The sequence below is a fragment of the Arthrobacter sp. EpRS71 genome (assembly GCF_001512285.1).
Lineage (GTDB): Bacteria > Actinomycetota > Actinomycetes > Actinomycetales > Micrococcaceae > Arthrobacter.
On sequence record NZ_LNUV01000001.1, the window covers coordinates 106,015 to 119,520 of the forward strand.

Annotated in this window: 14 protein-coding genes; 3 read left to right on the plus strand and 11 right to left on the minus strand. The window is 61.6% G+C overall.

The features are described 5' to 3' along the window. Window positions 1–134: 134 nt before the first annotated feature. On the minus strand, window positions 135–1,433 hold the full coding sequence (locus tag AR689_RS00515) for a CitMHS family transporter (RefSeq protein ID WP_062065266.1): 1,299 nt from the start codon (window positions 1,431–1,433) through the stop codon (window positions 135–137). A gap of 240 nt (window positions 1,434–1,673) precedes the next feature. Between AR689_RS00515 and glpX the strand changes: the two genes are divergently transcribed. Beyond that, a complete protein-coding gene (gene glpX / locus AR689_RS00520) occupies window positions 1,674–2,615 on the plus strand; it encodes a class II fructose-bisphosphatase (protein WP_156424511.1) in 942 nt (313 codons plus the stop codon). A 47-nt stretch (window positions 2,616–2,662) separates the two neighbouring features. After that, a complete protein-coding gene (locus tag AR689_RS00525; RefSeq protein ID WP_062065269.1) occupies window positions 2,663–3,088 on the plus strand; it encodes a universal stress protein in 426 nt (141 codons plus the stop codon). A gap of 316 nt (window positions 3,089–3,404) precedes the next feature. Here AR689_RS00525 and AR689_RS00530 read toward each other — a convergent pair whose 3' ends face one another. Further along, window positions 3,405–3,917 carry a gluconokinase gene (locus AR689_RS00530; protein ID WP_062065272.1) on the minus strand — a complete coding sequence of 171 codons (513 nt, stop codon included), beginning with the start codon at window positions 3,915–3,917 and terminating at the stop codon, window positions 3,405–3,407. Window positions 3,918–4,602: 685 nt separating this feature from the next. On the opposite strand from AR689_RS00530, the gene AR689_RS00540 reads away from it, so the two are divergent. Further along, the gene (locus AR689_RS00540; protein WP_156424505.1) at window positions 4,603–5,085 is read left to right on the plus strand and encodes a hypothetical protein; all 483 of its coding nucleotides are present in this window, start codon (window positions 4,603–4,605) and stop codon (window positions 5,083–5,085) included. 9 nt (window positions 5,086–5,094) lie between these two features. On the opposite strand, the gene AR689_RS00545 is transcribed toward AR689_RS00540, so the two are convergent. The 9 genes from AR689_RS00545 to AR689_RS00585 form a co-directional block, all read right to left on the minus strand. Next, on the minus strand, window positions 5,095–5,682 hold the full coding sequence (locus AR689_RS00545; protein WP_062065283.1) for a TetR/AcrR family transcriptional regulator: 588 nt from the start codon (window positions 5,680–5,682) through the stop codon (window positions 5,095–5,097). A 29-nt stretch (window positions 5,683–5,711) separates the two neighbouring features. After that, window positions 5,712–6,314, minus strand: a complete 603-nt coding sequence (locus AR689_RS00550) for a TetR/AcrR family transcriptional regulator (protein WP_062065286.1) — start codon at window positions 6,312–6,314, stop codon at window positions 5,712–5,714. A 6-nt stretch (window positions 6,315–6,320) separates the two neighbouring features. Continuing rightward, the gene (locus AR689_RS00555) at window positions 6,321–7,490 is read right to left on the minus strand and encodes a pyridoxal phosphate-dependent aminotransferase (protein ID WP_062065289.1); all 1,170 of its coding nucleotides are present in this window, start codon (window positions 7,488–7,490) and stop codon (window positions 6,321–6,323) included. Between the two features lie 65 nt (window positions 7,491–7,555). Next, on the minus strand, window positions 7,556–8,356 hold the full coding sequence (locus AR689_RS00560) for an SDR family oxidoreductase (protein ID WP_231745386.1): 801 nt from the start codon (window positions 8,354–8,356) through the stop codon (window positions 7,556–7,558). A 104-nt stretch (window positions 8,357–8,460) separates the two neighbouring features. Continuing rightward, window positions 8,461–9,489: a 5-oxoprolinase subunit C family protein gene (locus AR689_RS00565; RefSeq protein ID WP_062065292.1), complete on the minus strand. Its 1,029-nt coding sequence runs from the start codon at window positions 9,487–9,489 to the stop codon at window positions 8,461–8,463. Further along, window positions 9,489–10,262, minus strand: a complete 774-nt coding sequence (locus AR689_RS00570; RefSeq protein ID WP_062065295.1) for a 5-oxoprolinase subunit B family protein — start codon at window positions 10,260–10,262, stop codon at window positions 9,489–9,491. The genes AR689_RS00565 and AR689_RS00570 overlap by 1 nt, the downstream gene beginning before the upstream one ends. 39 nt (window positions 10,263–10,301) lie before the next feature. Continuing rightward, on the minus strand, window positions 10,302–11,105 hold the full coding sequence (locus AR689_RS00575) for a LamB/YcsF family protein (RefSeq protein WP_062065298.1): 804 nt from the start codon (window positions 11,103–11,105) through the stop codon (window positions 10,302–10,304). A gap of 91 nt (window positions 11,106–11,196) precedes the next feature. Further along, the gene (locus tag AR689_RS00580) at window positions 11,197–12,546 is read right to left on the minus strand and encodes an MFS transporter (protein ID WP_062065301.1); all 1,350 of its coding nucleotides are present in this window, start codon (window positions 12,544–12,546) and stop codon (window positions 11,197–11,199) included. A gap of 50 nt (window positions 12,547–12,596) precedes the next feature. Beyond that, window positions 12,597–13,229 carry an RraA family protein gene (locus AR689_RS00585; RefSeq protein ID WP_062066058.1) on the minus strand — a complete coding sequence of 211 codons (633 nt, stop codon included), beginning with the start codon at window positions 13,227–13,229 and terminating at the stop codon, window positions 12,597–12,599. Between the last annotated feature and the right edge of the window lie 277 nt (window positions 13,230–13,506).

Consider the following 13,506-nt stretch of genomic DNA (forward strand, 5'->3'; position numbering starts at 1 on the left):
GGACGCGGGAACGATTTCCGGGCCGATGCCATCGCCGTTCAGAACGGCCAGTCGGTACTGCTTGGATGTAGTCACGGTATTTCCTTTTCTTTATAACCAGGTCTCTTTGACGGACCAGGAACTAGTGGGGACGATCAGCCGGTAACGCTGATGGCGCCGGTGAGGATTTGGAAGCCGATGAATGCGAGGCAGGCTCCTACAACCCAAAGAATCGAGAACTTCTGGAACTCCCCGAGGTCCTTCTTCAAGAGCCCGAGAAGTACCCACAGGGGAGCAGATGCAGGTCCGATCATGTGGGAAATTTGGCCTACGACACCTGCACGGGCAATTTCATTGGCGTGGATGCCATACTGCGACGCGGACTCGGACAGTACCGGGAGGATACCGAAGAAGAAGGCGTCGTTGGACATGAAGAATCCGAGCGGGATGGCAATGATGGCCGTAAAAAGCGGAAGCAGTGCGCCCATCGATGTCGGGACGATGCTTAGCAGCGCATCAGCCATGGCTTGGATCATGCCTGAATCAGACAGGATCCCAGTGAAGACACCAGCGGCAAGGACGAGCATGACGACGGGTACGGCGCTCACTGCGTGTCGCTTGATGGATTCACCTTGGTCATGCAGCTTCGGGTGGTTGACGAGCAGGGCGATAACGAAGGCGCCAATGAAGAGGACCACCAAGGGTGCGACTCCGGCAATCAGGAGAACCAGCAGCAGGATGGTGAGGCCGGCGTTTACCCAGGTTCGCCAGGTGGGGCGCTCACCGATGTGGTGAGTGCCGTTCTTGATCTCCGCGGCCAATTCAGCGACGGCTGCTTCATCGACGTGCTTCCTCTGGGAGCGGCCAAGGATGTAGGCCACCGCGAGGATAAACGCACAGGTAAGAGCCAGGGAGGGGATCAGGCTGACGAAGTACTCAGTTGCATCCAACTGCAGCACGCTGATGGCCCGGGTTGCGGCGCCTCCCCAAGGAGTGGACCCGGAGATAAGTCCGAGTGACATTGCGGCGACTGTTGCAATAATGAGCGGGTTGATCTTGAGTTTCTTGTAGATGGGCAGGAATGCCGAGCAGATGATCATGTAGCTCGTGGTGCCATCACCATCCAAGGCCACAGCCATGGACAGCACAGCAGTTCCGACGCAAATCCGAACCGGGTCTCCCTTGGAAAGTCGAAGAATGAGCTTCGAGATGGGATCGAAGAGCTTGGCGTCCATCATGACGCCGAAGTAGAGAACTGCGAAAAGGAGCAGAACGGCGGTCGGAGCGACCGTCTTCAGGCCAGACATGACCATGTCTCCCAGGTCCGGGCCGAAACCTGCGATCACAGCGAACAGGACAGGAGCGCAAATGATGGCCACAAACGCGGTGGCCCATCTGCGCATGACTGCGATCATAAATGATCCGAGCGTAGCGAATCCGACGACGGCGAGCATCGTTACTCCTTGATGTTGAGGGACTGACTCCCTGACGGCAACTCTGACGTGCTGGGTCCCTAGCCGGTAACCCGGTCCCTCAACCTCTTGGGTCGGGCACGCTTTCGACGGTAAACCCAAAGTGGTCGACCAGTCAAATAAGTGGTCAAGTGGTCGACCACTATCCGAATTTTCGGTATCATCAACCTCGTGAACAGAAAATCCATCACCTCGCTCGATGCCCCTGACCGCAATCTGGGGATGGAGCTGGTCCGAGCCACCGAGGCTGCGGCGATCAGGGCCGCCCCCTTCATCGGCAAGGGTGACAAGAACGCCGCCGACGGTGCGGCCGTGGACGCAATGCGGCATTTCCTCGGTTCCGTTGCCTTTGATGGCGTGGTGGTGATCGGCGAGGGTGAGAAGGACGCGGCGCCCATGCTGTACAACGGTGAGCGCGTCGGAAACGGCACCGGGCCTTCCTGGGACATTGCTGTCGATCCTATCGACGGCACCAGCCTCACGGCCGCCGGCCGCCAAAACGCACTCTCTGTCATTGCCGTCTCGGAGCGCGGATCAATGTTTGACCCCAGTGCTGTCTATTACATGGACAAGATCGTCACCGGCCCGGAAGGCCGCGGGGTCATCGACCTTAGGCGACCGGTCGGTGAAAACATCCTTGCCCTCGCCAAAGCCAAGAGCATGGCAGTTGACGACCTGCAGATTGCGGTCCTCGATCGCCCACGACATTCTCAGTTGATTGCCGATATCCGGGCGACCGGCGCCTCAACCAGGCTGCTGCTGGACGGTGATGTAGCAGGGGGGATCAATGCCGCTCGACCTGATTCACGCATAGATATGTGTGTTGGGGTCGGCGGAACTCCCGAGGGCATTATTACTGCCTGTGCGGTGAAGGCGCTGGGTGGGCTCATCCAGGCGCGTTTGGCGCCCATTGACGCCTCTGAGCAAGCGAAGGCCCTCGAAGCCGGCCATGACCTGGATCGTGTGTTTGACCAGGACGATCTGGTTCGGGGAGAGAATTGCTATTTTGTGGCGACTGGTGTCACCGACGGCGCCCTCGTGGACGGAGTCCGGCGTATGCCTGGATTCGTTCGAACCACCAGCATCGTCCTGCGCTCCCACTCAGGCACCATTCGCAGGGTCGTTGCCGATCACCTCGAATCCAAATGGTACGACTCCGAATAGCAGCCAACCTTTCACGCCGTTTCATATATTACGAAGGAGATTCAGTCATGACCGGAGCCATCATTGTAGGGGTGGACGGCAGCGTCACAGCTAAGAGTGCCGCTCATGCCGCCAGGGACCTGGCCTTATCGCTTGGTGCTGCGCTCCATGTTGTCACGGCCTACGACGACGACGGCGCCATAGTGTTTGGTACTGGAAGTGACCACCGAGTGGCCAGTCATGAAGCGAACGCGGAGGAGACGGCGCGGGCGGCTGTTGCTGAACTGAGCTCGGTCGATCTCAAAGTCACCTACGCGGCTGTCCGCGGAACCGCGACTCATGTCTTGCTCGACGAAGCAAGGAGGGTCGAAGCCAGAATGATCGTTGTTGGCAACAAAGGTATGCAGGGGCTCGGCCGTGTCCTTGGCAGCGTAGCTACCAGCGTGGCTCACAATGCTCCTTGCGACGTCTACATTGCCAAGACTGCAGGCTGACGCTTGCCTGGTTTGCAGTACGGCGCTACCGCTGTTCTCTACCCTTAGGGCCCTATGAGCTTTCCGGCGCCGGCACGCGGAATCGCAACACGCAACCCGACAGCCGGGGCCGGCGCCGGGAACACCGCTGACGTGAATCAGCGACGCGAGTGGTTCGTGGAAGACCCGGATGCGAAAGAGTTGGACACTGATCGCAGATCATGTTGAGACCGGTGGGCCTGATCCCGGGATTTACCAGCCTGCCCGGCCTGTCCGGAGAGCATCGCCCCCTTGGTGGATAGTGCTGCAGGATCGCTGAAGCACCAGGCAGCTTCGGCTACGCTCGAAGCCGCCCGCAGATGTCATCCACCAGCAGGGGAGGGGCGAGGCTGAAGTCAGCTAGCACATGCTTTTCGTCCGAAGCCAAGGGCTCCAGGGTGCTGAGCTGGGAGTCGAGGAGGCTGCTCGGCATGAATTCGTGGTTGCGGGCGTTCATGCGGCTCAGGAGGGTTTCGCGGTCACCGTTGAGGTGGACGAAAACGACGTCAGGGGCATGCTGCCGCAGCAGGTCCCGGTAGCTGCGTTTCAGTGCCGAACAGGCGATGATCAGCGGCTCGCCCGCATCTTGCGACTGGCGTAGCTGGCGGCCGATTTCCTCAAGCCAGGGTCTCCGGTCATGGTCATCCAGCGGAATCCCTGCGCCCATTTTCGCCTTGTTGGCGACAGGGTGAAGATCATCCCCATCCTGGAAAGGCAGACCCAGGCGCTCGCTCAGCAATGAGCCCAAGGTTGATTTGCCACAGCCGGAGACTCCCATGACAACAAGCGGAGGCAGGGGTTCACGTCCCATGTCGCGGATCCTTTCGGTCGTCTGCTTGGGAAAATGGCGCTGTCTAACCAAGCATGAGATCACATTCATAATTGAGAAGAGTTTCTCAGATCGGGGCCAGGCCGTCAAGGCTGCGCGAATAACCCTCGACGCCCCGCTCAACAGCTACCCGGCCAATTTTCGTCGTCGTGACGAAGGCCGTTCCCGCTCCGTGGTCCGCCGCGACCCTCAGTGATCAACGCGTGGATCGGGAGCACCCAGTGGGGGTTCATCCGGCCGGATGCTGCTCGCCGGCGCCCTCTCTTGCCTGTCGCGGAAGGAGATGCCGGCATTCGGGTCGAGCAAGGATGGCTGCCATCTCCTGAAAGAAGCGTGGGGTGTGGTCAGACACCTACCATCGGATTTATGAGATGCACTACTCAAATGAGAAACTTTTCTTGCTTTTAAGTGAGCTGGACCATAGGCTTGAGGCAACAGCCAGAACAACGCCGGAGGCAAGTAATGTTGCGCATCGTTGGACAACCCGCAGAAGCCCGATCACGCCGGAGCCGATTTGTTGCCGGCACCGGAAGCCATTGCCCGATCAGTGGCATCTGGGCGCCCGCCGGGGAGACGGAAAAGGGCCTGCGGCTACTGGAAGGCAGCATCATGCCGGTGCACGATAACTCCGCCGTTGACTGGCAACTGGTTCAGGGCCTCACGCGCCGTGACCTACGTAGCTGAAGCCCGGCCGCGTCGCCGCGCATCGCCTGCAAAGCCCCGTTTGGACCGCGTGGAATTGCGCCTCTCCGAGGCCCGGGTAACGCGGGCCTGCATAGATAGCCATGTTCGTACCTTGCTGAGCCAGCGGAATGAGGCAATTGCGGCTGCACTGGCGGACAAAGTGTCCTTGTCTGCGATTTCCACTGTGGTGGGAATCAGGGCGGCGGATGTGAAGCGGCTCGGAAGCGCCTACCAGGACCTGCATTTTTCGGGAGTTCGGCATGATTGGCACCTCACGCGGTTGTTCACGGTGGTCCGCCAGTTGGATGCTGCGTTGGAAGTCAAAGAGCAGACTGCGCAGAAACTCCGGTGCGACATCCTGGAGGGGCTGAAATCAGGCCGGATGGACATCTTCCGTGTCGCAGCCCTGACGGCACTGCCGGCGGAGCGGATCCGTGAACTCATGCGGCCGGGGGCCGTTCAATAAAGCGCCGGACTAGCCCTGCTCGCGGTCCTCGCTCCAGCCCGCCAGCGCGCCCTTGAGGGCAGAGATGAGCCTGGCGGTGACTTGGTCTTTGGAAAGCCCGACCGTAGTGATGAGGTCCAGGATTTCGCGTGGATCAAAGAGGATGTTCCACAGGAACATTGCTTCGTCGCCGATGGGCGGCAGTCCCAGTTCCTCGACGGCCTCGCGCAGGGGCCGCTCCAAAGCATCCGCCTGAACCGTCAGGTAGTAGGCGCCCGTGCGGAGCCGGGCAAGGTATCCCTCGCCGGAACGGGTGTAGAGCATGGCTCCGCCATGACGGGTGACCAGGTCAACCCACTTGCGGCTGACTGCCGTCAAAAGTTCGACGCCGGACATTTCCTGCTGCTTCAGGCTGTAGTCACGCAGCTTCTCGCCGACGCCGAACCGGTACTCTGCCAGGATGTCCTCGACTGAAGCGAAGTGCCGGTAAGCGGTGGCAGTGGAGATTTCCGCGTGCTTGGCGACATCGGTCATGCTGATGGTTCCGCGACGGGACGCGAAAAGCTGTCCGGCTGCCTTGACCAGTTGCCTGCGGTTGCGCTGTGTGTCACTACGCATTGATGGGTGCCCTTTCGTCAACTCATAGCTTAGGTCCTGGAAGTCGACCAGCCCGTGAGGGCGGCGGTGAAAGTCCTGACCAGTCGTGCCGACACTTGCTCCTCGGTGAGGGCCAGGCTCCCCATGAGGTCGTAGATTTCGCGGGGGTCAAAGAAGCCGTTCCATAGGAAGAGTGCTTCATCGCCGGGGTGTTCGATCCCCAAAGCCCGGGATGCTTCTTCCAACGGACGTTCGAGGGCTTCGGCCTGTACGGCAAGGTAGTAGGCGCCGGACCTGACCCGGGCGAGGTAGCCTTCCGCTGAGCGCGTATGGACCATGGATGCCCCATGCTGGACTACTAACCGGACCCACTTGTGGCAGACAACTTTCAACAGCTCCAAGCCCTCGGCCTCTGCAGCCCGGCTGAATTCCAAGAGCTCCCGGCCCGCTTCGAAGCGGTAAGCCGCAAGCACGTCGTCAACAGAGGCGAAGTGCCGGTAGGCGGTAGCTGTCGAAATGCCGGCTTCAGCAGCGATTTCGGACATGGTAGCCGAACGGCCGGCTCCGAAGAGCCGGCCGGCCGCGTCCACCAAAAGCATCCGGTTTCGCTGCATGTCGATGCGCAACCCGGCCGGTGGGTCGAGAACTGTCATGCGTGCCTACTTGAGCGCAGCGAGACCGGCGGCGATGCGTTCGACGCCGAGCGAAATCGCCTCCGCGCTGGCAGCGTAGGACAGACGAAGGTGATGTTCGCCGTTCCGACCAAACTCGCTGCCCGGGCGCACGGCAACACCGAACTCACGAAGGTGCGCCACCATGTGCGCTGCCGGCATGTCGACGTCGTACTTCGGGAAGAGGTAGAAGGCGCCTTCAGGTGAGCTGACCGTGAGTCCCGGAATCCTGCTGAGGCCCTCAAACATCAGTTCGCGTCGCACTGCGTACGAAGCATGCATGCGCTCGATGTCGGGGCCGCAGGTTTTGAGCGCCGTCAGGGCAGCCAGCTGGACCGCGGTGTTCATTGAACCGTTGAAGGTGTTGTGGACGCGCGCAGCGGATGCGATGACGTCCGAGGGGCCCCAGAGGTAGCCCACTCGCCAGCCCGTCATGGCATAGCTCTTGGAGAATGTCTGGCAGTAGATGGTCCTGCCCGCCAGGCCCGGTATTTCCAAAGCGGAAGTGAAGGGTTCAGGTGTGTACACGAGGTCGCTGTAGGCCTCGTCAGACAGGACCAAGGTGTCAGTTCCCGCCACCATGTCCGCCAGCGCTTCAAGTTCCTGGCGGGAGTGGACGATTCCGGTGGGGTTGGAGGGGTTGCAGAAGACGAACATCTTTGCGCCTTCGAGGGCCGTCGCCAGGGCTCCAAGGTCCCAGTGGAGGTCCTCAGCGAGGGGGACGGGCACAATGGTCCCGCCAGCCATGCTGACCACGTCCGCGTAGAGCGAATACGTGGGGTCCGGGATGACCACCTTGTCTCCCGGGTTCACGATGCCGAGAATGGCGGCAGAAAGGCCTGCGGTTCCACCCTGGGTGATCAGCACGTCGCTGGGGCTGGCCACTCCGCCGAGGAGCTGGCCGATACGGGCAGCCAACTCCTCGCGAAGCACCAGCTCGCCGAGCAGTGGCGAGTAATGGGTATGCCCTTCTTCCAGGGCGCGGGCCGCAGCAGCGCGGACCTGTTCGGGGGTATCGAAGTCTGGTTCGCCCATGGCCAGCGACACGAGGTCACCTTTGGATTGGGGCTGCTGGACGCGCAACGACGTGCGCTGTACCCGAAGCACGGCCTCGGAAGGCTGAAACGCTGAGATGGCGGTGGTTGGTTCAAGGGTCATGACAGTCCTGCTTCGAGTCGTCGGAAGGGTGGCGGCTTTGCCGGGTGTGTAGAGGCGCCGGGGTTTCACGAGCGCGGGAGGTCTTCCACGGGCGCGCCGGTCCAGCGGCTGATTTCGATGTCCCCGGAGGTATCGCGCTGCACGGTAGGTGCAATGACGAGCTCTTGGACCACAGTGCGCTGCGGCAGCGTGGCTACGAGGTGGATGGCGCGGGCCACGTCCTCCGGCTGGACCATGGCGCTGCGCTCTTCAGCCTTGGGTGGACGGGCCCGGTTGTCGAGAATCGGAGTGGCTGTCTCGCCCGGAAGAATGGTGATGGCGCGCAGACCTTCATTGCGGAAGGTGTTGTGCAGGTACGTCATGAAGTTGCGGACCGCTGCCTTGGCAGCGCCATAGGCCGCACCCCCCAGCAGGTTCGGATTGACCGCTGCCAACGACGAAACGGTAATGATGCTGCCGGTGTTCCGGGCAAGCATGCTCGGGAGTACTGCCTGAGTGAGGAGGTAGACGGCGTTGAGGTTGACGTCCAGGACCTCGTTCCATTCTTCCTGGCTGATCCAGCGGACGTTGAGGACCTTGCTGGCACTACCGGCGTTGTTGACCAGGATGTCCACCGGACCAACATTTTCGCTGACCCAGGCCACCAGGGTGTCTACGTCGTCCTTGGAGGCGATGTCCGCAGCGCGGGGGTGGACGGTGCCGCCGTCGGCCTTGATTCCCGCTGCGACCTCTTCCAGGACGGATAGCCTGCGTCCCACCAGTACCACGTGCGCTCCTTCGGCTGCGAGCAGTTCCGCGGTGGAGCGGCCCATGCCCGTTCCTGCGCCTGTGATTACGGCGACCTTGCCTTCAAGAAGTCCCATCATTTACGTTCCTCGGGTCTGTTTGGTTGTGAGATTCGAATCACATATGCGAAAAGTTTCTCATTTAGTTTACGTGAGCGTCAAGTACCTTGGGGGCGTGACGTGCTTCAGGCCGCTTCCTGCGCCGCGACCGGCCGTGAGTGATGTGGCAGATCGATGGCGCTGAAAAGGCTCTGCACGCGCGATTCCAAGAGGCTCAGCCGGCGCTGGGACTCATGCTGGCTTTCGACAGCTTCTTCTTGGCTCACCCAGCGGAATCTCATGCGCTGACCGGGCCGGGCTTGACCCAACATGGGAAGCGATGCCTTGGTAGCGAAGGCGACAATGGGGTAGCCGGCGGTAAGTGTTCGGTAACGGCCCAGAATGATGAGTTCGTCTCCGTGCGGTATCTCGAAGGCGCCGATGGGCACACCGTGGGACACGATCTCACCGAGCCCTTCCGGATGCACCACCGGCCCGTCAAGACGCAGCCCTACGTGGTTGGATTTCGCCGTCACCGTGTACTCCCGAGCGGCGAGCAACTCCCTGATTCCGTGTGCAGCATCAGTTTCGGGGCCTTCAACAATGTCGATGGTCCACACCGGGTGATCGAACGAAGGAACAGGTACGGGGAGGCGGAACAACGGCTGCGTCAGGTAAGGGTGCTCGAAGCCTGCGTAGGCCGTGATGAGGTTCAAGTGCTGTCCGGCAGAGATCTGCTGGGGAAAGCCCATCCGTGCTTCCGGTGCGGTGCTGCCCATGAACTGGTCGGCGACCACGGTGCCGCTGAAGGCGAGGTAGTTGCGCATGCCGCCGTGGGCGTTGGCGATGACCACCCGGCCTTTCGCGGGGACGCACACCGGTTCCCACATCTGTACTTTGCTGCCGTTGACAGTGACATCCGCGGGCGCCCCCGTGACCGAGATCAGCAAGGGCTTTGAGGTGGTGAAGGAGAACCGGCCACCCATGATTTCGATGCCGGTGGCATTCCGCGGATTGCCCACCAGGATGTTGGCCACGGACGCGGAGTGCTGGTCCGCGGCCCCGCCGCAGGGGACACCCAAGGCTTCGGACTGCTCCCTGCCCAAATCCTGGAAGGTCGCCAGCCAAGCGGCCTCACGGATTGTGATGGTGACGCTTCGTTCGGACGCCGGCATCAGTGTTCCCCCTTGGTGGTGTCGGAATCGGCACGCAGGAACCGTCCTTCGAGCCGTTCCCATTCACTTTCCGGGACCACCTTGAACCGGACGGTGTCGCCGGGCCTGAAGGAGGTGGGCGGGTTCTCCCGGATGTCACAGATGGTCAGGGGAGTGCGCCCGATGACCTTCCACCCGGTCGGTCCGGGGAACGGCTGGATGATGGCATTGGTTCCGGCCACCATCACGGATCCGGGGTCAACATTGGTGCGTGGTTCCTTGCACCGGCTGACCTGTCCGGGAAACTGCACCCTGCCCATCATGGGCGCCATGGCTGAGGCCAGAAGGTTGATGTTCAACTCCGAGGCCTCGAGGTGTCCCAGGACGGCCCCCTTACTGATGCCAAGCTCTTCCGCCACGTCCGTGAGATCCGGTGCAAACGATTCGTTGACCACCATGGGAATGGTGAAGTGCTTCCCGTGGTGGGCTGGCCCGTCGCCTTCGTAACCCCTGCTTGCCGCGGCCAGCCGGATGGTTTGCGCCAGCTGGGTGTGGCTGACGGTGAGACAGTCGAATTCCACGAGGACGGAATCAATGCCGGCCACGACGTCGAGCAGGCCATGGGGACGGACCTCCAGCAGGATTTCGCGCAGCTTCCGGCTTCCCGTCTGGCGTTCCTCAGCTGTCCCGGAGGCGATGCTGACCATCAATGCGGAGTCCCCGAACGGAACTGCTTTGATGTCTGGGATGGCCGATGCCGGGCTCAGCTGTCCGGGAGCTGGGTGCGTACTCATGTGTCCTTGGCTTGTAGGGAATGGATAGTTGGCCTGCTGCTAGACCGTCGCCAGCCGCGCTTTCTCTGCCAGCACTTCCTGCAGCCCGGTGGCTTTGACGCCGGCCTGGTCCAAGGCGGCGCGGAGGGCGGTGCCGTTCTCCAGGACCTGTGGGTGGTCACCGTGCAGGAGCACGACGTCGGCGTCGTGGCCCAGCGGGACCACCTTGCCGGTGACGGCGCGAACCGTGCCCTCGGTGACAACCTGGACCACACGGCGCCCGATCTCCTCGGGATCGTGGAGGAGTGCACCTTCGGTGTTGCGGGAAACGGGCATACCGTCTTCGCCGTAGCCGCGGTCGGCCAGGAAGACGTAGCCCACCTCGAGTCCGCGCTTGCGGGATTCATCGGCCAGGAGACCGTTCTGGCAGATCACGATGTACGACGGATCGTAGGCCTTGATGGCGTCGGTGATGGCGCGCGCGTGCTTCGCGTCAGTCTGGGCGATGCTGCCCATGCGGCCGTGTGGGGCGACGTGGCTGATCTTGCCGCCGTGAATGCGGGCAAAAGCGTCCAGCGCACCGATCTGGTAGAGGACGTCCGTGCGGATTTCCTCTTCGCTGGCTTCGATGAGGCGGCGGCCGAAGCCCACCAGGTCGGGGTAGCCGGGGTGGGCGCCCAGCTCGATGCCGCGATCTACGCAGGCCTTCACGGTGGTGTCCATGACGCGCGGATCGCCGGCGTGGAAGCCGCAGGCGATATTGGAGGCGGTGACCAGGCCCAGCAGGGCGTCGTCGTCGCCGATGGTGTAGTTTCCGTAGCTTTCGCCGAGGTCTGCGACGACAGCGACTGAGTTGATGCCCAAGGTGACTCCCAATGGTTTTGTTGTGGTGCTTTATGGTCCAACGACGGCGGCTGGCCGGCAATGGCGGCAGGCCGCCGTCGTGCGTGTCTTGTTAGTGGGTGGCCAGAGGCTGTCCCTTGGTCTCTTTGAGGAAGAAGATGGAGACCAGAGTGATGATGGCCGTGCCGATCGCGGCATAGGCCGGGACCATGCTGTTGCCGGTGCTCTTGATCAGCTCGGTCATCACCAAGGGGGCGCTGCCGCCAAAAATGATGGTGCTGATGCTGAGGCCAATGCTGTAGGCGCTGTAGCGGACAGTGGTGGGGAACATTTCGGTCAGGACCGTGTGGACCACGGCGGCGTGCCCGGAGAAAGCGATGGCCATGACAACAGTTGCTACACAGGCCAGAGCCATGTTTCCGGTGGTGATCATGGCGAACATCGGGTAGGAGACGACGGCCATCAGCACTGCGGAAAGCATCAGTACGGGCTTGCGGCCGATGCGGTCGGACAAACGGGCCATGAGGGGGATGGCGATGATGATGGCAACAAGGCTGACGGCCGTGACCATGAGGGCCTGCAGCATGCTGAAGTTGTTGCCGCTGCCCAGCTGGGTCTTCAAATACGTGGGCATGTAGGCGAACAGCAGGTAGTAGCCGGGACCGTTCACTGCAGGCAGGAAGATGGTCAGGGCGATGGCCTTGAGGTGGCGCTTGGAGGTGAACACGGCCCGCAAGGGGTTGTGCTCCACAACGTTGCGTTCACGCAGTGCCGCGAAATGCGGGGTGTCTTCCATCTTGGAACGGATGTAGAAGCCAACGTAACCAAGCGGAAGCGCGAACAGGAACGGGATGCGCCAGGCCCAGGCTTCCATGGTGGCATCGCCCAGCGTGGTGATGAGCATGGCGGAGAAGCCACTGCCGAAGAGGAGGGCGCAGAAGGAGCCCACTGCGATGAAGCTCATGGAGAAGTTGCGGTGCTTGTCGTGCGCATACTCGCCAACGAAGGCCATGGCACCTGCCACTTCACCACCCGCGGAGAAACCCTGAAGGACGCGGAACAGGATCAGCAGAGCCGGGGCTGCCCAGCCGATCACGGAAGACGACGGAATGAGGCCGATGCAGGCCGTGGCGCCGGAGATCAGAAGCAGGAGTACGGCCAGCAGGTTCTTGCGTCCAAGCTTGTCTCCGAGGTAACCGGCGATGACGCTGCCAAAGGGGCGGGCCAGGAAGCTCACCAGGAAGCCGACGTTGGTCAGCAGCAACGAACCGAGGTCCTTGGAACCCATGATGTTGATGGCCAGGTACGTGGTGAGCAGACCGTAGATTCCGTAGTCGTACCATTCCACGAAGGAGCCCATGGTGCCGGCCAAGGTTGCCTTGCGCACCACCTTGCCGTCAGCGGTGACGACCTTGATTTGAGCGGTGTTCAGTGTCACTGATTCCGTCGATGTGTTAGTCATTGCGGGTTCTCTCAGTCTAAGCGGGGTCCCGTAGGGGGAGTAGGGGAGGACTAGCTGTATTCGCGGGTGATCTCGGCAGTCATCTCGGCCTCATGGATTGCAACTGCCTTGACCAGCTCCAGGATTTCGGCCGCACGGGCTTGGGGGATGACGACGACGCCGTCATCATCTGCCGCGACGATGTCACCGGCGGAGCAAACGATGCCGCCGATTGCCACCGGTTCGCCGATCACGCCGGGGCCGTTTTTAAACGGTCCGGCAGGGGTAGTGCCACGTGCGAAGACAGGAAACTTGATCTCGGTGATGGTTGCGCGATCACGGATATAGCCGTCGATGACTGCTCCAGTAGCGCCTGCGGCCTCGAAGCGCTGGGAGAGCTGTTCGCCTACCAATGCCCGGTGCTCGTGCCCGAAGCCGTTGATCACCAGGATGTCACCAGGCTCGATGTAGTTGAGGGACTCGATGACGGCGGCGTTGTCACCTGCCGCGCCGAGGACGGTCAACGCGGAACCCACGCACTTGGCGCCGGCCCAGACCGGGTTGATGTTTCCGTCCACCATGCCCAGGCGTTCCATGGCGTCGCCAATATTGGCCACCGGGAACTCCTCAAATGCGCGGACCAGCTCCCGCGGGGGCCGGGTCCACTGAGCCTTGCGGACTGTGAGCTCGAGGGTCGTTGCCATGTCTTCCACCTTTGGTTGTTCCGGGTTCCGGATGAGTTGAACGCTCTGAGACGTCAATCACATATGAGAAAAGTTTCGCGTTTTTTCATCACCACGTCAAGGCCCTTCTGTTTCCAGCGTGTAAAACATCGGCGTGGCGGGGGTCACCTGTGGGCGAACTCACAAAAAACCGTTGACTTCCTCGATTCAATTAGAGAAACTCTTCTCATTCGCGAAAGTTATCGCAGATCAAATCCTTCCGGTTTCTCCGCCAGATGCGCTCGCATCCGCAATGGCA

Coding starts and splice junctions, on each gene's coding strand:
- AR689_RS00515 (WP_062065266.1), bottom strand. CDS start 1,433: ATGCTCGCCGTCGTCGGATTCGCTACGCTCGGATCATTTATGATCGCA.
- glpX (WP_156424511.1), top strand. CDS start 1,674: ATGGAGCTGGTCCGAGCCACCGAGGCTGCGGCGATCAGGGCCGCCCCC.
- AR689_RS00525 (WP_062065269.1), top strand. CDS start 2,663: ATGACCGGAGCCATCATTGTAGGGGTGGACGGCAGCGTCACAGCTAAG.
- AR689_RS00530 (WP_062065272.1), bottom strand. CDS start 3,917: ATGGGACGTGAACCCCTGCCTCCGCTTGTTGTCATGGGAGTCTCCGGC.
- AR689_RS00545 (WP_062065283.1), bottom strand. CDS start 5,682: ATGCGTAGTGACACACAGCGCAACCGCAGGCAACTGGTCAAGGCAGCC.
- AR689_RS00550 (WP_062065286.1), bottom strand. CDS start 6,314: ATGACAGTTCTCGACCCACCGGCCGGGTTGCGCATCGACATGCAGCGA.
- AR689_RS00555 (WP_062065289.1), bottom strand. CDS start 7,490: ATGACCCTTGAACCAACCACCGCCATCTCAGCGTTTCAGCCTTCCGAG.
- AR689_RS00560 (WP_231745386.1), bottom strand. CDS start 8,356: ATGATGGGACTTCTTGAAGGCAAGGTCGCCGTAATCACAGGCGCAGGA.
- AR689_RS00565 (WP_062065292.1), bottom strand. CDS start 9,489: ATGCCGGCGTCCGAACGAAGCGTCACCATCACAATCCGTGAGGCCGCT.
- AR689_RS00570 (WP_062065295.1), bottom strand. CDS start 10,262: ATGAGTACGCACCCAGCTCCCGGACAGCTGAGCCCGGCATCGGCCATC.
- AR689_RS00580 (WP_062065301.1), bottom strand. CDS start 12,546: ATGACTAACACATCGACGGAATCAGTGACACTGAACACCGCTCAAATC.
- AR689_RS00585 (WP_062066058.1), bottom strand. CDS start 13,229: ATGGCAACGACCCTCGAGCTCACAGTCCGCAAGGCTCAGTGGACCCGG.